We start from the raw sequence: 22082 nt of genomic DNA on the forward strand, positions 1-22082 counted from the left end.
TTCCGGGCAGCGATGTCGCGGGTCTCACAGGACGGCGGAGAGCACCTCGTCGAGCGTCACGGTGCGACCGGCCTCGCGGGAGAGCCGCAGCAGGGTCGATTGGCGGAAGCGCGGGTCGGCGGTGACCTCCCGGCCGAGCCAGTCGGGCGGGGAATAGGTCTGGGCCTCGTGCTCCAATTCGACCTCGGCCAGGATCATGCCTTCGAGGGCGCCGTTATAGACGTCGACCTCCCAGATCAGCCCGCCATGGAGCACCCGGTGGCGGGTCTTCTCGATCAGGCAGGCGTCGCAGACGAGCCGGAGCATCGCCTCCCCGTCCGCCCGCGGGATCTCGTACTCGAATTCCGGCCGGCCGAGGCCCTGGCGCTCGCCCTTCACGGTGAGGTAGGCGCGCTCCTCGTCGAGCCGCACCCGCACCTTCCCGTTCTCGAACTGCCCGACGAGGCCGTCGGTCAGCCGCCGCCGGCCGATCACGCCCGCCTTCCAGCCGTCATGGACGACCAGGAACTTCCGCTCGATCTCGAAACGCATCACGATTGGGTGGCTGGAGGGCAGGGCCCGCCCGCCTCCTTCATACCGGTCGCTTAGGCTAAAACCGGATTGCGCGCCATCCGAGGTGAAGCGTCCGGTGGATGCGGCGCGCGCGGGGCTCGCCGCATCCCGACGACGGCTCAGCGCCAGAACGGCTTGGCGTCGACCAGTTCCGCATGCGCCTCCGCGGCCTCATCGAGCAGCTCCCGCTCGCGGGTCTCGACATCGGCGGCGGCCATGCCGGCGGCGAACAGCGTCGAGGCCCCGGCGGCGATCCCGGCTTCCGCCACCACTTCCGTGCGCACCACCTCGTGGGCGGTGGCGATGTCGTTGAGCGCGCCGAGCTGATCCTGAAGGCCGGAGAGCGCCTTGGCGAAGGCGGCGTGGCGCCGGCCCGCCTTGCGGCCGGGATAGAGGCCGGCGAAGAACTCCGCACCGTAGCGCAGCTTCTTGGCGGCGATGCGGACCCGGTGGCGCTCCTCGGGGCTGAGCCGGTCGAGGCGCCGCCCGCGCTTCTTCACCTGCCGACGACGGCGGTCGAGTTCGCGCTCGGCGAAGTCGCGCGCGGGCTCGTCGCGGCGCACCGGCCGGTCGCCGCTCCGGTCCCGCAGCCACGGGCCGGCATTGATCCAGCCGATCAGGTCGAGCAGGAGGGCGCGCCAAGCCTCGGAGGTGATCAGCGCCTCGACCTCGGCATAGGCCTTGGTTCGCGCCTCCTCCAATTGCCGCTCCAGGCCGAGCAGGCCGACCTCGTCGGGATGGCGCTCGCGCTCGGCCGGCAGGGTGGTCGACAGGAAGACGTCGAGGTTGCGCGCGCGGCCGAGCGGCTCGGTCATCCGCTTCAGTTCGGCCTGCAGCCGCTCGCCCTGCGCGTCCTCCACGAGGTCGCCGAACAGCGAGAAGGCCGAGCGCAGACGCCGGATCGCCACGCGCATCTGGTGCAGCGCGCCCGCGTCCCGCCGCTCCAGCAGCACCGCCTCGTTGAGCCGCATGTGGCGCAGGCAGGCATGGGCAATGGTCCGGAAGGCGTCCGCGGCGCTGGCCCCCTCCCGCAGCGGCACGGCCTCGGCCTTGTGGACGCGCTCCAGCGTGCCGTCGGCCAACGCATAGCCCCGCTCGGCCTTGGTCCGCACCCCGAGCCGCACCGGAACCAGGGCGGCCACCGCATGGGCCAGGGCGAACAGGTCGCTGGCCTCGCCCTCCTTCAGTTCCAGCTCGATCTCGCAGATCGTCGCGATCCGGTCGCCTGCGGCGGGCGCCTCGATGCGGCCGGTGTCGAGGGCGATTTCGACCGTCGAGCTGCCCTGGCTCACCCGATAGGTCTTGCGCGTCACCGCGGTGGTGAAGAGCGGCGCGAGCGTGGCGTCGGCGTCGAGGATGCCGGGAAGCGGCGTGTCGGCGAGGGCGCCGAGGTCGGGCGCGGGACCTTCGATCGCCTGTTCCCATTCGGGCCGGGCGAACAGGCCGTCGCCCTCCGCCTTGAGGGTCTGGACGAAGCGCTCCCCGATCCGGCGGACCCGCAGCCCGAGACCGGCCTCGCGCAGGTCCCGCTCCGGCGTGTCGTAATAGGCCGAGACGAGGTCCGCCTCGCCTCGCTCCGATGCCTCCCGCAGCAGCGGATGGTCCTGCAGCACGGCGAGGTCCGACGGCTCGCATTCCAGCTTCAGTTCGATCTCCCGCGGCTCGCTCATCCGGTTCGTTCCGATCCTCGTTCTGTGTCGTGTTCTGCCGCGGCGCGGCCGTTCATGCGATCGGACAACGCGGCAGGACGCCGTTGGATCGGGCCTGCGCGGGCCCGATCCCGCGGGCCTTCCTCAGGCCCCCGACCGTCGCGAAAATTGTCAAACCGTTTTGTGGAACCGTTACGGTCGAGCTTATAGAAGTGCGGTCGCCCTCAAACCGGTGACACGACCATGGCTTCCCCCATCACCCCCGATTCCCTGCTCGTCGACGATGCCGGCGGTTGGCACACCGGAAATCGGACGATCACCTACGCCTTCATCACCCAGGTGCCGGACTACTACCCCACGATCGACACCAACAAGGACGGCAAGGTCGATTCCTACCTGATCTCGGAGGACGACAATCCGGCGCTGAATTCGGTCGTCCCGTTTGGTGCGAGCGTCGCCATGGGCAAGGCAGAGGCGGCGTTGACGCGGCTCGCCATCCGTGAGTGGGCGGACGTGGCCAAGCTCAACCTCGTCGAGGTCAAGCCGGGACCCGGCGTGAAGACCGCCGACATCACCCTCGGCTCCTACGAATTCGCGGACGAGAACCTGTTCGGCTTCGTGCCGGCCCTGCCCCGATCCACCGACGCGGACAACCCCGCGGGCCGGCTCGGCGTACCGTCCGCGCACGGCGACTTCTGGGTCAACACCGGCAACCCGCTCCAGGTCGGCGCCGTCTACGGCAACACCGGCTGGCAGACCTATCTGCACGAACTCGGCCATGCTCTCGGCCTCGAGCATCCCGCGGGCGTGGGCGAGCCGACCTCGCCGACCCCCTTCCACAACAACCAGTACACCGTGATGTCCTACGTCGCCCATCCGGGCATGGAGGGCATCCCGGCCGCCGATCAGGACTGGCCGATCACGCCGATGATGTACGACATCGCCGCGATCCAGAAGCTCTACGGCGCCAACCTCGAGACCCGCACCGGCGCCACCACCTATTTCGGCGCCAAGGGCCAGTACGCCCTCAAGGACGGCGGGCTGCTGGCCAACGGCCGCACCGCGCTCCTCACCGTCTGGGATGCCGGCGGCATCGACACGCTCGACGCGTCGAACCAGAGCGGCTCGGTCAAGATCGACCTCAATCCCGGCGCCTTCTCGACCATCGGCAAGGTCGCCAACAACATCGGCCTCGCCCTCGCCCACACGGTCGACGGCGTCATCGTCAACCTGATCGAGAACGCCACGGGCGGGTCGGCCGCCGACACCCTCGTCGGCAATGTCGGCAACAACATCCTCAACGGCGGAGCCGGCGCGGACCGGATGGCGGGCGGGGCCGGCAACGACACCTACATCGTCGACAACGCCCGCGACGCCGTCGTCGAGGCGGCCTCGGCAGGCAGCGACATCGTGTTGTCCTTCGTCAACTACACCCTGTCCGCCGGGCAGCAGATCGAGGCCCTGCAACTGCTTTCCGCCACCGGCCAGGCGAAGCTCGACCTGACGGGCAACGAATTCGGCCAGTCGCTGGTGGGCAACAACGGCGCCAATGTGCTCAACGGCGGCGGCGGCCGCGACCTGCTGAACGGCCGCGGCGGCAACGACACCTACATCGTCGACAATGCCGGCGACCGCGTCGTCGAGGCGGTGAGAGGCGGCAACGACAAGGTGCTGTCCCTCGTCAGCTATACGCTGTCCGCCGGGCAGGAGGTCGAGGGGCTTCAGCTCCTCTCCTCGACCGGCAAGGCCGCCCTCGACCTGACCGGCAACGAATTCGGCCAGACTCTGGTGGGCAACAACGGCGCCAACGTGCTGAACGGCGGTGCCGGCCTCGACGTGCTGATGGGCCGGGGCGGCAGCGACACCTTCGTCTTCGCCACCACTCTCGGTCGGGGCAACGTCGATCACATCGTCGACTTCGCCACCGAGGACACGATCCGGCTGAGCAAGAGCCTCTTCTCGGCGCTCGCACCGGGCGAGCTCAAGGGGATCGAGTTCAAGGACATCGCCAAGGCCAAGGTCGATGCCGACGACCACATCCTCTACGACAGCCGCAACGGCGACCTGTTCTACGATGCCGACGGCTCCGGCAAGGCGGCGGCGGTGAAGTTCGCCGTGCTCGACAACAAGGCGGCGATCACCCACGCCGACTTCCTCATCGCCTGATGCGGGCCGGGGATGCGCCCGGCCGTGAGTAGGGCGCATCCCAGAACGACGCGTGCGGTCCGGGGCCGTGTCCGATCCGATATGTCGGGTCGGGCGCGGCCTTTGCGCGTGAGCGGGCGAAGGAAGGCTGCGGCAGCCTCTCACGCGAGCGGCATCTTTGGGGTAAGGACGGCGGGCCGTCCCACGCTTCGCCCCGTGCGATCGGGAGACGAGGCCCCTACATCCCGTCCATCGACCGCCCTAGACTCCTTCGCGGTGGGCCGCCTTCCGCGGGCGGCGCGCCGCATGCCCCGAGCCGCTGCCCCGAGCCCGCCCATGACCGTCATCGCCCCCTCGATCCTCGCCGCCGACTTCGCGCGCCTCGGCGAGGAGACGCGGGCCATCGCCGAGGCCGGGGCCGACTGGATCCATCTCGACGTGATGGACGGGCATTTCGTGCCCAACATCAGCTTCGGTCCGGCGATCGTGAAGGCGCTGCGGCCCTGGACCGACAAGCTGTTCGACGTCCACCTGATGATCGCGCCGGCCGATCCCTACCTCGCCGCCTTCGCCGAGGCCGGCGCCGACGCGATCACGGTCCATGTCGAGGCCGGCCCCCATATCCACCGCTCGCTCCAGACCATCAGGGCGCTGGGCAAGCGCGCGGGCGTGGCCCTCAACCCCGGCACCCCCGCGAGCCTGATCGAGCCGGTGCTCGACATGGTCGATCTCGTGCTGGTGATGACGGTCAATCCCGGCTTCGGCGGCCAGAGCTTCATCGGTTCGGCGCTGGAGACCGTGTCGCGGGTCAAGGCGCTGACCGCGGGCCGGACCATCGGCATCTCGGTCGACGGCGGCGTCACGCCGGAGACCGCCGGCCCGGCGGCGGCGGCGGGCGCCGACATCCTGGTGGCGGGCTCGGCGGCCTTCAAGGGCGGCCCGGCCGAGTACGGAAAGAACATCGCGGCGATCCGCGAGGCCGCCGCCACGGCCACCGGGCGGGACGGCGCACGATGCTGAGGGCGCTGATCTTCGACGTCGACGGGACGCTGGCCGAGACCGAGGACCTCCACCGCCAGGGCTTCAACCGCGCCTTCCGGGCGCTCGGCCTGCCCTGGCATTGGACGCCGGACTTCTACGCCGAACTGCTCGAGGTGATGGGCGGCAAGGAGCGGCTCGTCCACTACATCGAGCGCTATCATCCCGGCGAGGCCGAGGCCCTGAAGGCGCGGCTGCCCGAGATTCACGACCTCAAGACCCGCTATTACGGCGAACTGGCCGAGGGCGGCCATCTCGGCCTGCGGCCCGGCGTCGGGCGGCTGGTCGGCCAAGCGCGGGAACGCGGCGTGCGGCTGGCGGTGGCCACCACCACGAGCCGGCCCAACATCGACCTGCTGCTGCGCCTCAACTTCCCCGACGAGCAGCCCTTCGACGTGATCGCGGCGGGCGACGAGGCGGCGCAGAAGAAGCCTGCCCCCGACATCTTCGCGCTGGCGGTTCACCGCCTCGGCATCGATCCCTCCGAGGCCATCGCGTTCGAGGATTCGGCCGCGGGCATTCGCTCGGCGCTCAGTGCCGGCCTGCCGGTGCTCGCCACCCGCAGCCGCTACACCAACCGCCACGCCCTGGACGGCGCCTTCTCGGCCGTCTCCGATCTCGGCGAACCGGGGGCGCCCCACACCCACCTCCAGGGCGTGGCCTGGCCGGACGGCGTCGTCACCCTCGACGCGCTGGCCCGATGGCATGCCGGCCAGCTCCACGGCTCGGCCTGATCCTTTCGGCGGGGCTTCGTACCAAGCGGCCCGGAACAGGACCGATGGTCCTGTTCCGGGCGTCCCCCGGGATTCTCGCTTCGCTCGACGCTGGCCTCCTGCGCGAGTCCCCCGCGCACCTCCCAGGGCCCGACCCTGCGGCAGGATCGCCCCCCATCACCCGTCCGTGGCTTTCCAAGCCGCCCCGGCGCGGTCTATCAGGGCCGGCCTTCCGCTTCCGGGTCGCGGGTCCCGAAGCGGCGCCGGGCGGGGGCCTCGCGTCCCGGCCCGGGAGGCCGGGGGCCTGCCGCTTCGACGTCACACCGCCGGACCGTGGAACCTGATGCGCGAGCCGAACGCGATCGATTTCTGGCGTGGCGTCGCGCTCGTGACGATCTTCATCAACCACATCCCGGGCAACTTCTTCGAGCGCTACACCTTCTCGCAATACGGCATCTCGGACGCCGCCGAGCTGTTCGTGTTCCTGGCCGGCTGGTCGATCGGGCTCGCGACCCGCGGGCGCGACGGCACCCCCGAGCCGCGGCTCACCACGGTGCTGCGGCTCCTGTCGCGCACCATCGAGGTGTACCGGGCCCAGATCGTCATCATGTCGCTGGCGCTCGCCATGATCGCGGGCTGCGCGCTCTATCTCGACAATCCGCTCATCCTCGAATGGCACAATGCCGGCGGCTTCTTCGCCGACCCGATCCAGACCATGGTCGGCATCGTGGTGCTCACGCACCAGCTCGGCTTCTTCAACATCCTGCCGCTCTACGTCGTGCTGATCGCCATCGCGCCCATCGTGGTGCTGCTCGGCCGCGTCAGCCGGGCGCTCGTGCTCGCCCTGTCGTTCTCGCTCTACGCCGCGAGCCTCGTGTTCGAGTGGAACCTGCCGTCCTGGCCCGGCGAGGGGGACTGGTTCTTCAATCCGCTGTGCTGGCAGCTCCTGCTGGTGCTCGGCTTCGTCTCGAACGAGGCGAGCCGGGAGAATCCGCGTCTGCGCTCCCTCGCCCGGCGGCTGACCCCCCTCGGCATCGCGCTCGTCGCGCTCGGCTTCGTCCTCGCCGTGTGGGAACTGCGCCCCGACCCGATGCTGGCGCCCGAGCCGCGCCTCGTCTTCACCTTCGACAAGACGTATCTGTCGCCGGGCCGGCTGATCCACTTCTGCGGGATGGTGCTGGCGTTCCAGGCGGTCTACGGGCTGATCGCGCCGCGGGTGATGCCGCTCGCCCGGTTCCTCTCGGGGCTCGGGCGCAACTCGCTCGCGGTGTTCTCGATGGGATCGCTGTTGAGCCTCGCCGGGCAGTTCGTGCGCTTCCAGACCGGAGGCGGTATCATCGTCGACGTTTCGGTCGTAGGCTCCGGCCTGTTTGCACTGGGTTTCACCGCATGGTTCGTCGAATGGCGTGCCCGCAAGCCGCGCGCCCCGCGGACGCCGCCCGACGGCGCCGCCTCGCGCCCGGCCTCTCCGCCGGCCTGAGTCTCGCCCTCGGGGCCTGCCTGATCGCGTCCGCGCCGGCCGGCGCCGAGACGCCCTCGCCCGTCCCGTCACCGTCCCAGGCGGTGAAGGTGGCGCCGGTTCAGGCGGCTGAGGCGCTCGACCAGAGCCTGTCGCCGGAATGCCGTGTGCCGGGTTCCAAGCTCTACACCTTGGCCAAGCTCAACGCGGTCAAGGCCGCGCTCAAGGAGAAGCGGCCGGTTCGGGTGCTGTCGATCGGCTCGTCCTCGGCGGGGCTCGGCACCGGGTCGAGCTATCCGGTCAAGCTCGAGAACGCGCTGGAGAGCGCGCTGCCGGACGTTCAGGTCGAGGTCGAATCGCGCTCGCTCCCCGGCGAGGTCGCGAGCGGCGCGGGCGAACGCCTGCGCACCCTCGTGGCCGAGGTCGAGCCCGATCTCGTGATCTGGCAGGTCGGCACCAACGACGCCCTGGCGCGGGTCGATATCGACAGCTTCGCCGAGGCGCTCGACGATTCCGTCAAGTGGGTGATGTCGCACGACATCGACATCGTGCTGATCGATCCGGTCTTCACTGCGAGCCTCGCCGAGGACGACTATTACAACCGCATGGTCAGCACCGTGCAGGAGGTCGCCCGGCGCGAGGCGGTCCCCCTGGTCCACCGCTATGCGGCGATGCGCTTCCTCTCGACCCGCGGCACCGACGAGGCGCACATGCTCGGGCACCGGTTCCGCCTGAACGACCTGGGCTTGCGCTGCATGGCCGAGCACGCGGCCCGCGCGATCACCCTGTCGCTGCTGCAATCCGATCCGGCCAAACCCGACCCGAAATCCGACGCGAAGCCGGATCCGAACACGATCCCGGACCGGACCGGCACCGCCGCCCGTCCCACGCCGGGCCGCGACTCGACCGAAGCGGCTCCCGCCACGCGAGGGAACTGACGCGCGCGGGGCGTGTGAGATAAAATTTCGGGCATTGCGCCGGGAGTCAGCAAAATCTTGCTTGGCGCTGGCCGGCAAGACGGCTAAACCATCGCCACTTCGACAAAAAAGGCCGCCCCGGTTGAGGGAGCGGCCCGAAGTCTAGGGAGGAAACGCCCAAGAAGGGCTACGGGACCGCGACGCCATCGCGATCTCGTATGATGCGAAGTTATATGGTGCGGCGCACAAAGCAAGCCTCGTCAGGCTGCGCCCTGTGCATGATCTGCGCCGCACGCGCAGCGTGGTGCGCTTTCGCACCATGGCCGATCCTCAGGATCCGCCCCGCTCGCGCTTGTCGCTTTCTAATTGCCGGAGCAGTTCCGCCAGTCGCGGATCGAGGGTCTCGTCGAGCACGGGCTCGTACAGCGCCTTGAGATGGCGTCCGAGCCGTTCCCGTGTCTGCGCATCCAGCACCGGCCCCCCTGGGGCCGGCGACGATGCATCCTGTGCCCGCGCGTGAACCATAAGACCTACATTGATCGGCGCGGCCGGAAGGCAAGCACGGAGAGTGCAGCGCGGGACGGGCCTCGCTTTTGCCGGGCCGCCGGGCGCCGCGAAAGCCCGAGCGCCGAGGCGTTCGCTGCGAGCGGTGCCCCTCGAAGCGCCTCGGGCTCGAAGGGCCTCACAAAACGCCCGTCCACGGCCGGTATCCTCTCCGGGTGCGACGGCGCAGCGGGAGTTTTGTGAGAGACACTTAACCTCGCCGAAACGCCGGCCCCTCTAGCCTGAAGGTCGAGTGTGCCGGTGCGTCCGGCTCGGGGGAGGGCGTGGCCGTGGCGGCGGATGAGTGGGCGGCCGGCCCCTTCCCGGACGCGGCGTCCCCGTTCCGCCGGGTGCGCGCCCGGCTGCGGGCGGCCCGTGCCGGAGCCGGCGGCGCGGCCCTGGGCGTGTTCTCCCTGCGCATCGCCGCCGCGGGCTGCGCCTATCTCGCCCAGGTGCTGATGGCCCGGATGATGGGCGGCGAGGAATACGGCATCTTCGCCACCGTCTGGGTCTGGATCGCCATCCTCGGCCACACCGCGACGCTCGGGCTCGCCCAGGGGGCCTGCCGCTTCCTCCCCGTGGAGCGGGCCCGCGGCCAACTCGACGCGGTGCGCGGCTTCCTCGTCGGCGGGGCGCTCGCCAGCGCGGCGGGCGGCCTCTGCCTCGCGCTCGCGGGCCTCGCCATCGCCGAGATCCAGCACGACGTCCTCGACGGCCTCTATGGCGGCCCGATCCTCGTCGCGGTCGTCGTCGTGCCCCTCTTCGCCTTCCAGGACTATCTCGAAGGCGTGGCCCGCAGCCAGGGTTGGCCGATGCTGGCCATCGCGCCGCCCTACCTGCTGCGCCAGGGGCTGATCATGGCCGGCATGATCGGCGCCGTGCTGTTCGGCGCGCCCGCCCATGCCTGGGTCGCCATCGCCTGCACGCTGGTCGCCACCGGTGTCAGTGCCACCGTGCAGGGCGCGGTGCTGCTGGCGCGGCTGCGCCGCCACCTGCCCGCCGGGCCCCGGACCTATCGCTGGAGGATCTGGCTCACCGCCTGCCTGCCGATCGCGGCGGGCGAACTCGCCACCAGCGCCTTCGGCTTCGTCGATGTGGTGCTGCTCGGCTTCCTCGCCCCGCCCGCTTCGGTGGGCCTCTATTTCGCCGCCACCCGCATCCAGCAATTCGTGGTCTTCGTCGCCTACGCGGCCTCCGCCGCCACCGCCCCGCGCTTCGCCGCCGCCCGCGCCGAGGGCGACGAGGCGGGCCTCGCGGCCCTCGTTCGGATGCAGGCGCGCTGGACCTTCCTCGGCACGGTCGTGGTCGGCCTCGGCGTCATCGCCGCCGCGCCGCTTCTCCTCGGGCTGTTCGGCTCGGACTTCCACGACAGCCTGCCGGTGCTGGCGATCCTGGTGGCGGGCGGCGTGACGGCGAGCCTGTTCGGGCCGGGCGAGGACATCCTGATCATGCTCGGCGGCGAGCGGCTCTGCGTCGCCATCACCCTCGCCATGCTGGCGCTCGCCGTCCTGCTCTGCCTCGTCCTCATTCCCTGGCTCGGCATCGTCGGGGCGGCTCTGGCCATGGCGGGCGCGACGGCCTTGCGCGGTCTCGCGATGGCGGCCGGCGCCAGGGCGGTGCACGGCATCGCCACGCCGGCCTTCGCCCGCGCCGCGCCGTCGCCCGGCCGAAAGGGGGCGGCCTGACCATGGGATTGCCGCTGCGCCGGTCACCGTCGCCCGTCCTCGACGTCACCGTCGAGCCCGTCGCCGCCATCGAGGCGGCGGCCTGGGACGCGCTCGCCCGGCGCGCCGCCGATCCGAACCCGTTCTACGCCCGTCGCCCGGTGGAGGCGCACCGGGCGAGCGGGCTCGGCCCTGCCGACCTCGCCGCCGTGGTCGTGCGCGACCCCGACGGTCTGGCGGCTCTGCTGCCCTTCGTCCTGCGGGCCGACATCACCGGTCTCGGCGCCGCGGTGGGGCAGCCCTTCCTCTCGCCCTACGTCACGGCGAGCACGCCCCTCGTCCTCGACGGTCGCGATCTCGAGGACCGGCTCGACGCCCTGGTGGCGGGCTTGGCGCTGGCCTCGGGCGGGCGCTGCTGGCGCTGGCCGATGCTCGCCATCGAGAGCCGCCTGGGCGCGGCCCTCGTCGCCGCGATGGAGCGGGCCGATTGGCAGGTCGCCCTCGTGGGACGCTTCGCGCGCCCGGTGCTCGACCGGCGGCCGGATCTGGCCGCCTTCCTGGCCGATCATCCCCACAAGGGCCGCCTGAAGGACCTGCGCCGCCGCCGCCGCCGTCTCGACGAGGCCGGGGCGCTGACCTTCGAGGTCGCCACGGACGGCGCGGCCCTGGAGCGGGCGCTCGACGCGTTCCTGGCCCTGGAGGCCGCGGGCTGGAAGGGCGAGGCCGGTACGGCGCTGGCGAGTCGCGCCGACAGCACGCGCTTCGCCCACGCCCTGTTCCGGCAGGACGGCGCCACCTCCGGCCCGCCCCGGGTGCGCGCCGATACCCTGCGCCTCGACGGCCGGGTGATCGCCGCGAGCCTCGCCCTGGTCTCGGGCTCGACCGCCTATCTCCTCAAGACCGCCTACGACGAAACCCTGCGCGCCCACGCTCCCGGCCTGGTGCTGGAGGACGAGATCGTGCGGGCGCTGCACGACACCGCCTTCGCCGACCGGCTCGACTCCGCCACCTTGCCGGGCTCGCCCCTGGAGAGCCTGTTTCCCGAGCGCATGCGGATCGCCGAGATTCTGGCGCTCCCGCCCGGCGGCAGCCTGCTCCCTCTGGAGCGCCGGGCCGACCTCGCCCGCTTCGAGCACCGGGCGCGGGCGGAGGTGAAGCGGCTGATGGGACGGCGATAGAGCATCGGCCCGAAAGGTGGGAACCGGCTTTCGGAGAAAAGCCGATGCGGCACGACAACGTGGAGCATCGGCCCGAAAAGTGGGAACCGGCTTTCGGAAAGAGACGATCCTCGCGACGCTGGCCTCACACCAGCAGCAGCACGCCGGCCAGGACGACGAACGCCGCGAGACCGGCCACGAGGACGATCCGGTCCACCGATCCCGCCCCGGCGGGCTCGTTCGATGCGGCGGGCGCTCCGGCGCCTGCGCGTCCGGCACCGCCCCCGGCCTCCGGCGCCCCCACCGGAACGGGGGCCGAGGCCGCCGCACCGCGCTCCGGAGCGGGCAGGTCCGGCACCGCCGTGACCGGGCGCTCGCCCCGCGGCCCGAACGCATCCGGCTCGACGCTGACGCCGGCCGCATCGAGTTCCAGCATCACGAGGACGAGGGCGTCCACGTCCATCGCATCGATCGGCAGGAGGCGCTGGAGGTCGTCGGCGGTGAGTTCGCCGCGCTCGCGCCCGAGGGCGACGAGGCGATCCAGGGTAGCGCGGTCGATCGGCGTGGTCATGCGGCGTCCCGTTTCTCCGCTCTCATACCAAGCAGCCCGGAACCCGACCGATGGTCCTGTTCCGTGCGTCCGGCGAAGGCCCGCCGCCCCGCCGTCGCGGAGGCCATCGGCGATGCGTCAGGATCATCGCCGATCGGTATCACCTGTGCCGGGCGGAGGCCTTCTCCAGATGGCGCAACAGCGCGGCGGCCTGCCGCGCCCGCTCCGCCGGATCCTCGCCGCCCCGGCGCCAGACGACGCGGTTGTCGCGCAGAGTGACCTCGTCCGAGACCCCCATCGTCGGCGGCTTGTGGTCGGGATGGAAATCCGCCGCGATCCCCTGCGGGCCGCCGCTGAGCCGGACGATCCCGAGCGACAGACAGCCCATGCGCAGGCCCGCCAGGGCGAACAACGCCTCGACCGGTTCAGGGAGCGTCCCGAACCGATCCTCGACCTCGTCGCGCAGGGCATCGAGTTCGCTCCGGGCCCGCAGCCGCAGGAGCCGCGCGGTGAGGCTCAGGCGGATTTCGGGTTCCGGCACGTAGTCGGCGGGCACGCGCCCCGCGACGCCGATCCGCACCTCCGGGCTCCAATCCTCGGCGGGTTCGCCCTTGGCCGCGCGCAGGGCCAGTTGCAGCAGGTGCTGATAGAGCCCGAGGCCGACGCGGGCGACGTGCCCGGCCTGGGCCTCGCCGACGAGGTCGCCGGCCCCGCGCAGATCGAGGTCGCGCGCCGCGATGGCGAAGCCCGCCCCCAGCCGGTCGAGGGCCTCCAGCGTGCGAAGCCGCTTCTCGGCGGTGGCGCTCAGCGGCTTGTCGGGATGACCCAACAGCCAGACGCTGCCCCGCCTCTGCCCGCGCCCGACCCGGCCGCGCAGCTGGTGGAGCTGGGACAGCCCGAAGCGTTCGGCGTCGAAGACCAGCATCGTGTTAGCCCGCGGCACGTCGAGCCCGCTCTCGATGATGCTGGTGGCGAGCAGCACGTCGCCCGCGCCGTCGGCGAAGCGGACCATGGCGGCATCCATCTCCGCGGGCTTCATCGCGCCGTGCGCCGTCACCACGTCGAGGTCAGGCACCAGGGCGGCGAGGCGCTCGCGCATCGGCGCGATGTCCTCGATGCGCGGACACACGACGAAGCTCTGGCCGCCGCGACGATGCTCGCGGGTCAGCGCGGCGCGCAAGGTGTCGTCCGCGAGCGGGGCGATCACCGTGCGGATCGGGCGGCGCACGGCGGGCGGCGTGGCGATGACGCTGAGGCTCTGGAGACCGACCATCGCGGTCTGGAGCGTGCGCGGGATCGGCGTCGCGGAGAGCGTCAGGAGATGCGCGTCGCCCGCCGCCTTGCGGAGAGCAGCCTTGGTCTTGGTGCCGAAGCGCTGCTCCTCGTCGATGATGGACAGCCCGAGATCGTGGAAGCGGACGCCGCGCCCGGCGAGGGCCTGGGTGCCGACGACGAGGCGCACCGAGCCGTCTTCGAGCCCCTGTCTCACCCGCCGTGCCTCGGCCGGCGCCACCAGCCGCGAGAGCTGCGCCACCGCGATGCCGAAGCGGGCGAAGCGCCGCTGGAAGGTTTCCGCATGCTGGCGCGCCAGCACGGTGGTCGGCGCCATCACGGCGACCTGCCGCCCGGCGAAGACGGCCGCGGCCGCCGCGCGCAGAGCCACCTCGGTCTTGCCGAAGCCGACATCGCCGCAGACCAGCCGGTCCATCGGCGCCTCGCCCGCGAGATCGGCCAGCGTCGCCTCGATGGCGCGGGCCTGGTCCCCCGTGAGGGCGAAGCCGAAGCCCGCCGCGAAGCGCTCCATGTCCCGCGCGGGCGCAACGATCCGCGGGGCGCGGGCCGTGCGCCGCTCCTGCGCCGCCTTCAGCATCGCGCGGGCCGCCTTGGCGAGGGCGGCCTCCGTCTCCAGCCGGCGCCGGGCCCAGGTGCCGCCGTCGAGCCGGTCGAGGGAGACGGCCTCGGCCTCCGAGCCGTAGCGCCAGATGCGGTCCGCTTGGGCCGCCGGCACCATCAGGACGGCGTCGTCGGCGAAGCGCAGGCGCAAGGCGTCCTCCTCGGCGCCGTTCCCGCCCGGGATCGCCTCCAGCCCCTCGAACACGCACAGGCCGTGGTCTCGATCGACCGCGACGTCGCCGACGCGCAGCTCGACCTCGCCGATGGGCAGCATCGCGACCTGGCGCGGCGCGTCCGCCTCGGCGCCGCCGAACAGGTCGGCGGCGGCGATCACCGTGGCGCCGGCCTCCGGCACGCGGAAGCCCGCCCGGATCGGCGCTTCGAGCGCCAGCATCGCGCCCGGCGCGGCGTCCGCCACCTCGCTCCAGCCGTCGATCAGGCGCAAGTCGCGCCCGTCCTGCTCGGCCGCCGCCCGCACGAGTCGACGTAAGGGGGCCTTGGGGCCCGCGAGCACGATGCGGTCGCCGGCCTTCAGGCGTTGTTTCAGGGTCTTGGCGAAGGCGGATTCCGGGCGGCGCTCTCGCACGAAGGGCGACAACGCGTTCGCGTCTCCTTCCGCAGCGCTGGCGGTGGCGAGGCCGCGCTTCTCGACCAAAGCCGTCCAGTCGGTGAGTCGGAGATAGAGGGCGCCGTCGTTGGTGGATCCTGGGCTCTCCTCCCGCGCCTCGTCGAGCTGCTCGAAGAAGGCCGCGACGCGCTCGTCGACGCCCGCCTCGACCACGAGGCGGGCCTCGGGCACGTAATCCAGCACCGTCGCGAGTTCGCGGTAGTGGCGCGCCAACCGGTGCTCCTCGCCGGAAAACGGCGTCACCGCGACCCCGGACTCCGCATCCGGCACGATCTCGGTCGCGGGATCGATCACCAGCCGCTCGGTCTCGACGCGGGAGCGCTGCGAGACCGGATCGTAGGCGCGGATCGCCGTGACGCGCCCCTCCGCATGCTCGATGCGGCAGGGCAGGGGGGCGGCGGCGGGAAACACGTCGATGGTCCGGCCCCGGACCGCGACCTCGCCGGGCTCGTCCACCCGGTCGTCGATCTGGTAGCCGAGCCGGGCGAGCTGCGCCGTCAACGCCTCCGGATCGAGCCGGTCGCCGACGCGGATCTCCACATGGGCCGTGGCCCAGGTTCCTGGGGGCGGCACCCGCTGCAGCAGGGCGGGCGCGGTGGTGAGGAGGAGGTCGGGCAGGGCGTCCCGGTCGGTCAGCCAGCGCAGCACCCCGGCCCGCGCGCCCATGATCCCGCGCGAGGGCGAGGCCCGGTCGAAGGGCAGGCAGTCCCATTCGGGAAAGACCGCGACTGTGCGCTCCGGCGCGAGCGCCCGCAGGATCCCGGCGACCTCGTCGAGCCGACGCCCGTCGCGGGCCACATGGACCAGGGGCCGCGGCCCGTCGAGAAGGCCGAGCAGGGAGACGGCGAGCGCCCCCGTCGGGACCAGGGGGACGGCGCTCGGCTCCGGGGCGGCTTTGGACGCGGCAATCTCGGATTGGGCCATCGGGGATCCATGATGAGCCGGTTCAGGACCGGCTTTCCCCAAAACCCGGTTCGGCGCGGCCGGGTCCCGCTGCGGCATCGTGATCCCCAGGTGAATGGGGCGCGAGGCCTGCCGCGACGGCTCAGGCCTTCCGCAGCACCACGCTCAAGTTATTGGCCGGCATGGCGATGCGCTGGTCGAGATGCAGGCCGTACCGGGCCGCCGCCGCCAGCACCGCCTCGAGGTCGCGCACGCCCCATTCGGGATCGCGCATCCGCAGGTCGTCGTCGAAGCGCGCGTTGCTCTCGGCCGTATGCGCGCCGCCGAGGCGGAACGGGCCGTAGAGGACGAGGGGGCCGCCCGTCGGCAGCAGCCGGTCGGCGCCCGCGAGCAACCCTTCCGTCGCGGCCCAGGGCGCGATGTGGATCATGTTGATGCAGACCATCGCCTCCGCCCGCGCCACCGGCCAGGTTTCGGATCGGGCATCGAGTTCGAGCGCGGGCCGCAGGTTCGGCAGGCCCGCCGCGCGGGCATGGGCCCGGATGCTGGCGAGCCCCCGCCGGTCCGGATCGCTCGGCTGCCAGGTCAGCCCCGGCAGGGCGGCGGCGAAGCGCACGGCATGCTCGCCGGTCCCGCTCGCCACCTCCAGCACCGTGCCGCCGGGCGGCAGGACCGCCTGCAGAATCTCAAGGATCGCCGCCCCGTTGCGGGCGGTGGCCGGCGCGAACAGGGCCCCCTCATCGATGCTCTCGCCCACGAACCCTCCTCCCGACGACCCGGCCCGTGCCTGCGCCTCCCTCTCGCCCCAATCAAGCTCTGTGTGGTCCGATCCCGCGCCGTCCCGCCGACCGCCGGGACGCTGCCCCATCCGAGGCCCTCGTCTTGAACGCACCCCATCGCGCCGAAGCCGCCGACGCCGCCTCCGCGCGCCTCAGCCCGGACCAGATCCGCTCGATCATCATCGGCCTCGTCGCCGCGATGCTGCTCTCGGCCCTCGACCAGACCATCGTGGCGACCGCCCTGCCGACGATCGGGCTCGAACTCGGCGACGCCGCCAACCTCCCCTGGATCGTCACCGCCTATCTCCTGGCCTCGACCGCGGTGACGCCGCTCTACGGCAAGCTCTCGGACATCCACGGGCGGCGGATCATGCTGCTCATCGCCATCGTGACCTTCAGCCTCGGCTCGCTCCTCTGCGCGGTGGCGCCGAGCATGATCGCGCTGGCGCTCGCCCGCGGGCTGCAGGGCGTCGGCGGCGGCGGGTTGATCGCGCTGTCGCAGACGATCCTGGCCGACATCCTCACGGCCAAGGAGCGGGCGCGCTATCAGGTCTACATCGCGGGCGTGTTCGCCGTGTCCTCGCTGGCCGGGCCGCTGCTCGGCGGCTTCTTCGCCCAACACCTGCACTGGTCGGCGATCTTCTGGATCAACCTGCCGATCGGCCTCGCCGCCTTCCTCCTCACCAACGACAAGCTGAAGCTGCTGCCCCGCCGCGAGCGGCGCCACAGCGTCGATTATCCCGGCGCCGCGCTCCTCGTCGTCAGCTCGACCAGCCTGATGCTGGGCTTGAGCTGGGGCGGCGTGCGCGATCCCTGGGCCTCCGCTCCGGTGCTCGGGCTGTTGGGGTTCGGCCTGCTGAGCGCCGCCGCCTTCGTGGCCCGTCTCGCGACCGCGGCCGAGCCGCTGATCCCCTTGAGCGTCCTGCGCGACCGCGTGGTCGCGAGCGCGACGCTCGCGGCCTGCTTCGCCATGGGCACCCTGATCGGGCTCTCGATCTACGTGCCGATCTTCCTCGAAGGGGTGATCGGGCTCGATCCGAGCCGTTCCGGGCTCGCGATGGTGCCGCTGATGGTCGGCACGGTCGTCGGCGCCACGATCTCGGGGCGCTCGATGGTCCATTTCCGCCACTACAAGCGCGTGCCGGTTGCGCTGCTGAGCCTGAGCGTCGGCGCCTGCGCGACGCTCGCTCTCTTCAGCCAAGGGCTGCCGCTCTGGGGCGTGGAGGTGCTGTTCGTGCTGCTCTCGGTCGGGATCGGCACGGTGCTGCCGCTCTCGACCATCGTGGTCCAGAACGCGGTGGCGCCGCAGCAGCTCGGCATCGCCACCGCCTCGATGAACTTCTTTCGCGCGCTCGGCGGCGCGTTGATCGTCGCGATCTTCGGCACCCTGGTGCTCGGCGGGGCGGGCGAAGGGGCGGTGCACGACATGGCCGCGCTGATCCGCGGCGCCGATGCGCACCAGCTCGGCCAGACCTTCCGCCTGGTCTTCCTCGCGGCCTGCCTCGGCCTCGTCCTGGCGCTCGCCAGCCTCGCGCTCGTGGAGGAGCGGCCGTTGCAGGATGCGGCTGCGAAGAAATCCGCGGGCTGATACCGATCGGCGATGAGTCTGACGCATCGCCGATCGCCGCCGCGATGGCGGGGCGGCGGGCGTCCGCCGGACGCCCTCTGCGGGCGCGGCCCTACGAGCCCGCGTGCTCCTCGGATTCCTCGCCCGCGGGTTTGCCGTCGTCGCGGGCGCGGTGGAGAATGAAGATCGCGATCACCATGGTCAGGATCAGGCCGGCGAGCACCGCGAGTTCGATCATCGCGGCCTGGAACAGGGCCTGCTTCTCCGGGGTCCAATCCTTGGAATGGGTGATCTCGGAGGATTGCAGGGTGATCACCAGCACCCGCCGGATCGAGGCGATCAGCCCGACGATCAGGAACGGCTCGCAGGTGAGCCGGCCGGAGCGCATCGACACCCGCACCGTGTGCAGGATCTCGATCAGCATCAGCAGGAACAGCAGCCGGTCCACCACCTCCAGGATCTGGGCGGCGCCGCCCAGCGCGATGATCGCGCTCCACGTCAGTCCCGCGGCGTCGATCAGCGCCACCAGCGCGGTCAAGGCCAGGAGAACGCCCAGCGCGGCGTAGATCGCGTGTTCCGTATGCAGAAAAACGAAGCTCGCCGCGCGCGTGAGCCGGCCCTGATCGTCGTCGCCCCTGGCCATCGTTGCCCCCCGTCCCCGTATCCGCGATCAGACAGGAACGGCGGTCGCGCGTCCAGCATCGGACGCGATCGGCTTTGCCGCAGGACGGGGTTTCGGAAGCCGGTCGCGATCTTGTCAACCGGTGCCTTCATCCGGCCCGGTGAGCCGGGGCCGCCGCGTTGCCGTGGATCAGGTCGAGACCGGCATGGAGACCGCCGACGGTCTCCAGATCGAGGCGCTCGGCGTCGCGGCGGCGCACCTCGGCCATGATGTCGTCGGCCGCCTCCGGGTCGGCCCCGACGGTCAGGAGCGCCCGCTCGCCGAGGCTGAGCGCCGAGGCCAGCGTCTCGCGGATCTGGTAGGCGACGCCGGCCTCGATCAGCGCGATGGCGTGCTCCCGGTCGCGGGCGCGGGCCAGCACCGGGACCAGCGGGAACTCCGCCTTGGCGATCTCGGCGATGCGCCGCGCCGTCTCGGGCTCGTCGATGCAGATCAGGATCGCGCGGGCGGTGGCCGCGCCGGCGGCGCGCAGGATGTCGAGCCGGGCGCCGTCGCCGTAATAGACCTTGAAGCCGAAGCCTTCCGCGAGCCGGATGTTCTCGGGATTCGAGTCGATGATCGAGACCGAGCAGCCCCGCGACAGCAGCGGCTGGCTGGCGATCTGCCCGAAGCGGCCGAAGCCGACGATCAAGGCGCTGCCGACGAGGTCTTCGGGCGCCTCGACGCCGTCCAGCGACGGGACCGCCTTGGGGCCGAGCCGGTCGAAGGCGATCACCATCAGCGGCGTCAGCGCCATCGACAGGATCACGGTGGCGGTCAGCACCGCGTTGGTGGTGGTGTCGATGAGGCCGGCATGGGCGGCCGCCGCGTAGAGCACGAAGGCGAACTCGCCGCCCTGCGCCATCAGGGCCGCCCGCTCCAGCCCCTCGGCGTGCGACGCGCGTAAGCTGCGGGCCACCGCGTAGATCACGAGGCTCTTGACCGTCATGTAGGCGGCCACGCTCGCCAGGATCAGGCCCCAGCTCGCCGCGATCACGGTGAGGTCGAGGGACATGCCGACGCCGAGGAAGAACAGCCCGAGCAGGATGCCGCGGAACGGCTCGATATCGGCCTCCAGCTGATGGCGGAAGCTCGATTCCGACAGGAGCACCCCGGCCAGGAACGCCCCCATCGCCATCGACAGGCCGCCGAGCTGCATGGCGAGCGCCGAGCCGAGCACCACGAGGAGGGCCGCCGCAGTCATCACCTCGCGGGCCTTGGCGGCGGCGAGCAGGCGGAACAGCGGGTTGAGCAGCCAGCGGCCCGCGGCGACGAGCGCGGCGAGCGAGGCCAGCGCGATGGCGATCGCGATGACCCGATCCCATCCGCTCGTCTCGGCGCCGCCCGGCGCCAGCAGGGCGACCGCGGCGAGGAGCGGCACGATGGCGAGGTCTTCGAGCAGCAGGATCGCGACGATGCGCTGGCCCTTCGGCGTCGAGAGCGCGCCGCGCTCCTCCAGCAGCTGCATCACGATCGCCGTCGAGGTCAGGACGAAGCCGGTGCCGGCCACAAACGCCACGGGCAGCGAGAACCCGAGCGCGAGGCCGACCCCCGTCAGCGCGGCGATGCAGGCGCCGACCTGGGCCAGCCCGAGGCCGAAGATGGCGCGGCGCATGCCCCAGAGGCGGGAGGGCTCCATCTCCAGGCCGATGATGAACAGGAACATCACCACGCCGAGTTCGGCCACGTGCAGGATCGCGTGGGCGTCGGTGAAGAGGCGCAGGCCGAACGGGCCGATGGCGAGCCCGGCCAGCAGGTAGCCCAGCACCGAGCCGAGCCCGAGCCGCTTGAACAGCGGCACCGCGATCACGCCCGCCGCCAGCAGCGACACGACCTGCACGAGTTCGCTCGCGGCGCCCGATGCTTCAGCGGCCATGGCGGGTCCTTTCTCAGGAATGGGGCAGGAAGCCGGATGGGCGCCCGGCTTCGGAGGGAACGCGATCACGCGGCCGTGAACGAGGGCCGTGGCTGCGTCAACTCAAGGGTAGCGGACCGGCGGCGGGTCCTCGGGCAGGGGGATGAACTCGGAATCGTTCGGCACGGTGTCGAACCGGCCCTGGCGCCAATCCTCCTTGGCCTGGGCGATCCGCTCGGGACGCGACGAGACGAAGTTCCACCAGAGGTGCCGCGGCCCGTCCATCGGCTCGCCGCCCAGCACCATGAAGCGGGCGGGTTCGGTCGCCCGAACGCTGATGCGGTCGCCGGGGCGGAACACGAGGAGCTGGCCCGGCCCGAAGCCGTCGCCCGCGATCTCGATGGCGCCCGAGACCGTGTAGATCGCCCGCTCGTCGTAGGTCGGATCGAGCGGCAGCACGGCGCCGGCCTCCAGCGCCACATCGGCATAGACCATCGGGCTCGACGTCCGCACCGGCGAGCGCGCGCCGAAGGCCTCCCCCGCGATCAGGCGCACGGTCTTGCCCTCGCCGGTCAGCACCGGCAGCGCATCGGCCTCGTAATGCTCGAAGGCCGGCGTCGTCTCCTCGTCGGCCGCCGAGAGGGCCACCCAGCTCTGGATGCCGAAGAGCGTCGAGCCCTTCGCCCGAAGATCGGGCGCGGTGCGCTCGGAATGGGTGATGCCGCGCCCCGCCGTCATCCAGTTGAGTTCGCCCGGCCGGATCGGCAACGCGGTGCCGAGGCTGTCGCGGTGCATGATCTCGCCCTCGAACAGGTAGGTCACGGTCGAGAGGCCGATATGCGGGTGCGGGCGCACGTCCATGCCGGCGCCGAGCAGGAACTCGGACGGGCCCATCTGGTCGAAGAACACGAACGGGCCGACCATCCGGCACTCGGTCGAGGGCAGGGCCCGGCGCACCGCGAAGGAGCCGAGATCGCGCGAGCGCGGCACGATCAGGGTCTGGATCGCGTCGCAGCTGAAAGGGTCGCCCGGAACGGGATCGTCGGCACCGTGCCAGCTCATCGTGTCGGCTCCTTGAGGTGAGGCTTCGCAGGCGGCGCCGGCCCGGCGCCGGGCATGACGGTAAGGTGCGGCAAATGCCTTGCGATGAAAACGGAAACGATCGAAACGCATCGTTTCTGTTTTTGAAAGAATGAAGCCGAGGTGCCTTAGCTCTTCGCCTGAGCTTGTCCCTAGCTAGGGACGGCGCAGCGAGTGGGATGATGCCGCGTGAGCCAGCGGCGCAACGAATTGAACACAGTGGCCGAGCGCGTCTGCCTGACGCCTGGATCGCCTCCGATCGCCGGCCAATGGCCGCCACGCCGCGACGGGGATCTGCTTCTCGTGGCCCAGGATGGAGCGCACCGTCC

Annotated in this window: 17 protein-coding genes; 8 read left to right on the forward strand and 9 right to left on the reverse strand. The window is 71.6% G+C overall.

Features of this window, described 5'->3' with window-relative positions; translation table 11 throughout:
- Positions 1-24: 24 nt before the first annotated feature.
- Positions 25-531, reverse strand: a complete 507-nt coding sequence (locus tag BM140_RS07820; RefSeq protein WP_091943726.1) for a CYTH domain-containing protein — start codon at positions 529-531, stop codon at positions 25-27.
- Positions 532-671: 140 nt separating this feature from the next.
- Positions 672-2222, reverse strand: coding sequence for a CYTH and CHAD domain-containing protein (locus tag BM140_RS07825; protein WP_091943728.1), 1551 nt, complete (start codon positions 2220-2222; stop codon positions 672-674).
- Between the two features lie 222 nt (positions 2223-2444).
- On the opposite strand from BM140_RS07825, the gene BM140_RS07830 reads away from it, so the two are divergent.
- From BM140_RS07830 to BM140_RS07850, 5 genes are all read left to right on the forward strand, one after another.
- Complete coding sequence (locus tag BM140_RS07830; RefSeq protein ID WP_091943730.1) at positions 2445-4367, forward strand: M10 family metallopeptidase; 1923 nt, start codon at positions 2445-2447, stop codon at positions 4365-4367.
- A 315-nt stretch (positions 4368-4682) separates the two neighbouring features.
- On the forward strand, positions 4683-5366 hold the full coding sequence (gene rpe / locus BM140_RS07835; RefSeq protein WP_091943732.1) for a ribulose-phosphate 3-epimerase: 684 nt from the start codon (positions 4683-4685) through the stop codon (positions 5364-5366).
- A complete protein-coding gene (locus BM140_RS07840) occupies positions 5360-6118 on the forward strand; it encodes an HAD-IA family hydrolase (RefSeq protein WP_091943735.1) in 759 nt (252 codons plus the stop codon). The genes rpe and BM140_RS07840 overlap by 7 nt, the downstream gene beginning before the upstream one ends.
- Positions 6119-6440: 322 nt before the next feature.
- Complete coding sequence (locus tag BM140_RS07845; RefSeq protein ID WP_091943737.1) at positions 6441-7577, forward strand: OpgC family protein; 1137 nt, start codon at positions 6441-6443, stop codon at positions 7575-7577.
- Positions 7499-8494 carry an SGNH/GDSL hydrolase family protein gene (locus tag BM140_RS07850; protein WP_091943740.1) on the forward strand — a complete coding sequence of 332 codons (996 nt, stop codon included), beginning with the start codon at positions 7499-7501 and terminating at the stop codon, positions 8492-8494. Before BM140_RS07845 ends, BM140_RS07850 begins: the two co-directional genes overlap by 79 nt.
- 309 nt (positions 8495-8803) lie before the next feature.
- Here the strand turns inward: BM140_RS07850 and BM140_RS07855 are convergent, their stop codons facing one another.
- A complete protein-coding gene (locus BM140_RS07855; protein ID WP_165616409.1) occupies positions 8804-8947 on the reverse strand; it encodes a NepR family anti-sigma factor in 144 nt (47 codons plus the stop codon).
- 359 nt (positions 8948-9306) lie between these two features.
- Between BM140_RS07855 and BM140_RS07860 the strand changes: the two genes are divergently transcribed.
- Both BM140_RS07860 and BM140_RS07865 read left to right on the forward strand, forming a co-directional pair.
- Entirely contained in the window at positions 9307-10701 is a 1395-nt protein-coding gene (locus BM140_RS07860) for a lipopolysaccharide biosynthesis protein (RefSeq protein ID WP_425287047.1), read from the forward strand.
- Between the two features lie 2 nt (positions 10702-10703).
- Entirely contained in the window at positions 10704-11858 is a 1155-nt protein-coding gene (locus BM140_RS07865; protein ID WP_091943744.1) for a GNAT family N-acetyltransferase, read from the forward strand.
- 124 nt (positions 11859-11982) lie between these two features.
- Here the strand turns inward: BM140_RS07865 and BM140_RS07870 are convergent, their stop codons facing one another.
- From BM140_RS07870 to BM140_RS07880, 3 genes are all read right to left on the reverse strand, one after another.
- Positions 11983-12408 carry an RNA polymerase sigma factor region1.1 domain-containing protein gene (locus BM140_RS07870; RefSeq protein ID WP_091943747.1) on the reverse strand — a complete coding sequence of 142 codons (426 nt, stop codon included), beginning with the start codon at positions 12406-12408 and terminating at the stop codon, positions 11983-11985.
- A 139-nt stretch (positions 12409-12547) separates the two neighbouring features.
- Positions 12548-15832: a DEAD/DEAH box helicase gene (locus BM140_RS07875; RefSeq protein WP_091943749.1), complete on the reverse strand. Its 3285-nt coding sequence runs from the start codon at positions 15830-15832 to the stop codon at positions 12548-12550.
- A 121-nt stretch (positions 15833-15953) separates the two neighbouring features.
- Positions 15954-16568: a DUF938 domain-containing protein gene (locus BM140_RS07880; protein ID WP_244535337.1), complete on the reverse strand. Its 615-nt coding sequence runs from the start codon at positions 16566-16568 to the stop codon at positions 15954-15956.
- Positions 16569-16693: 125 nt separating this feature from the next.
- On the opposite strand from BM140_RS07880, the gene BM140_RS07885 reads away from it, so the two are divergent.
- Positions 16694-18178: an MDR family MFS transporter gene (locus BM140_RS07885; protein ID WP_091943752.1), complete on the forward strand. Its 1485-nt coding sequence runs from the start codon at positions 16694-16696 to the stop codon at positions 18176-18178.
- A 91-nt stretch (positions 18179-18269) separates the two neighbouring features.
- On the opposite strand, the gene BM140_RS07890 is transcribed toward BM140_RS07885, so the two are convergent.
- The 3 genes from BM140_RS07890 to BM140_RS07900 all read right to left on the reverse strand — a co-directional run bounded on the left by BM140_RS07890 (position 18270) and on the right by BM140_RS07900 (position 21735).
- Entirely contained in the window at positions 18270-18800 is a 531-nt protein-coding gene (locus BM140_RS07890; protein ID WP_091943753.1) for a phosphate-starvation-inducible PsiE family protein, read from the reverse strand.
- Between the two features lie 127 nt (positions 18801-18927).
- Positions 18928-20694 carry a monovalent cation:proton antiporter-2 (CPA2) family protein gene (locus tag BM140_RS07895; RefSeq protein ID WP_091943755.1) on the reverse strand — a complete coding sequence of 589 codons (1767 nt, stop codon included), beginning with the start codon at positions 20692-20694 and terminating at the stop codon, positions 18928-18930.
- 102 nt (positions 20695-20796) lie between these two features.
- A complete protein-coding gene (locus BM140_RS07900) occupies positions 20797-21735 on the reverse strand; it encodes a pirin family protein (RefSeq protein ID WP_091943757.1) in 939 nt (312 codons plus the stop codon).
- Between the last annotated feature and the right edge of the window lie 347 nt (positions 21736-22082).

Source organism: Methylorubrum salsuginis (assembly GCF_900114375.1).
Lineage (GTDB): Bacteria > Pseudomonadota > Alphaproteobacteria > Rhizobiales > Beijerinckiaceae > Methylobacterium > Methylobacterium salsuginis.

Excerpts from the sequence above, each read along its gene's own strand:
- BM140_RS07820 (WP_091943726.1), bottom strand. The coding sequence starts at position 531 with ATGCGTTTCGAGATCGAGCGGAAGTTCCTGGTCGTCCATGACGGCTGG.
- BM140_RS07825 (WP_091943728.1), bottom strand. The coding sequence starts at position 2,222 with ATGAGCGAGCCGCGGGAGATCGAACTGAAGCTGGAATGCGAGCCGTCG.
- BM140_RS07830 (WP_091943730.1), top strand. The coding sequence starts at position 2,445 with ATGGCTTCCCCCATCACCCCCGATTCCCTGCTCGTCGACGATGCCGGC.
- rpe (WP_091943732.1), top strand. The coding sequence starts at position 4,683 with ATGACCGTCATCGCCCCCTCGATCCTCGCCGCCGACTTCGCGCGCCTC.
- BM140_RS07840 (WP_091943735.1), top strand. The coding sequence starts at position 5,360 with ATGCTGAGGGCGCTGATCTTCGACGTCGACGGGACGCTGGCCGAGACC.
- BM140_RS07845 (WP_091943737.1), top strand. The coding sequence starts at position 6,441 with ATGCGCGAGCCGAACGCGATCGATTTCTGGCGTGGCGTCGCGCTCGTG.
- BM140_RS07850 (WP_091943740.1), top strand. The coding sequence starts at position 7,499 with ATGGCGTGCCCGCAAGCCGCGCGCCCCGCGGACGCCGCCCGACGGCGC.
- BM140_RS07865 (WP_091943744.1), top strand. The coding sequence starts at position 10,704 with ATGGGATTGCCGCTGCGCCGGTCACCGTCGCCCGTCCTCGACGTCACC.
- BM140_RS07870 (WP_091943747.1), bottom strand. The coding sequence starts at position 12,408 with ATGACCACGCCGATCGACCGCGCTACCCTGGATCGCCTCGTCGCCCTC.
- BM140_RS07875 (WP_091943749.1), bottom strand. The coding sequence starts at position 15,832 with ATGGCCCAATCCGAGATTGCCGCGTCCAAAGCCGCCCCGGAGCCGAGC.
- BM140_RS07890 (WP_091943753.1), bottom strand. The coding sequence starts at position 18,800 with ATGGCCAGGGGCGACGACGATCAGGGCCGGCTCACGCGCGCGGCGAGC.
- BM140_RS07895 (WP_091943755.1), bottom strand. The coding sequence starts at position 20,694 with ATGGCCGCTGAAGCATCGGGCGCCGCGAGCGAACTCGTGCAGGTCGTG.
- BM140_RS07900 (WP_091943757.1), bottom strand. The coding sequence starts at position 21,735 with ATGAGCTGGCACGGTGCCGACGATCCCGTTCCGGGCGACCCTTTCAGC.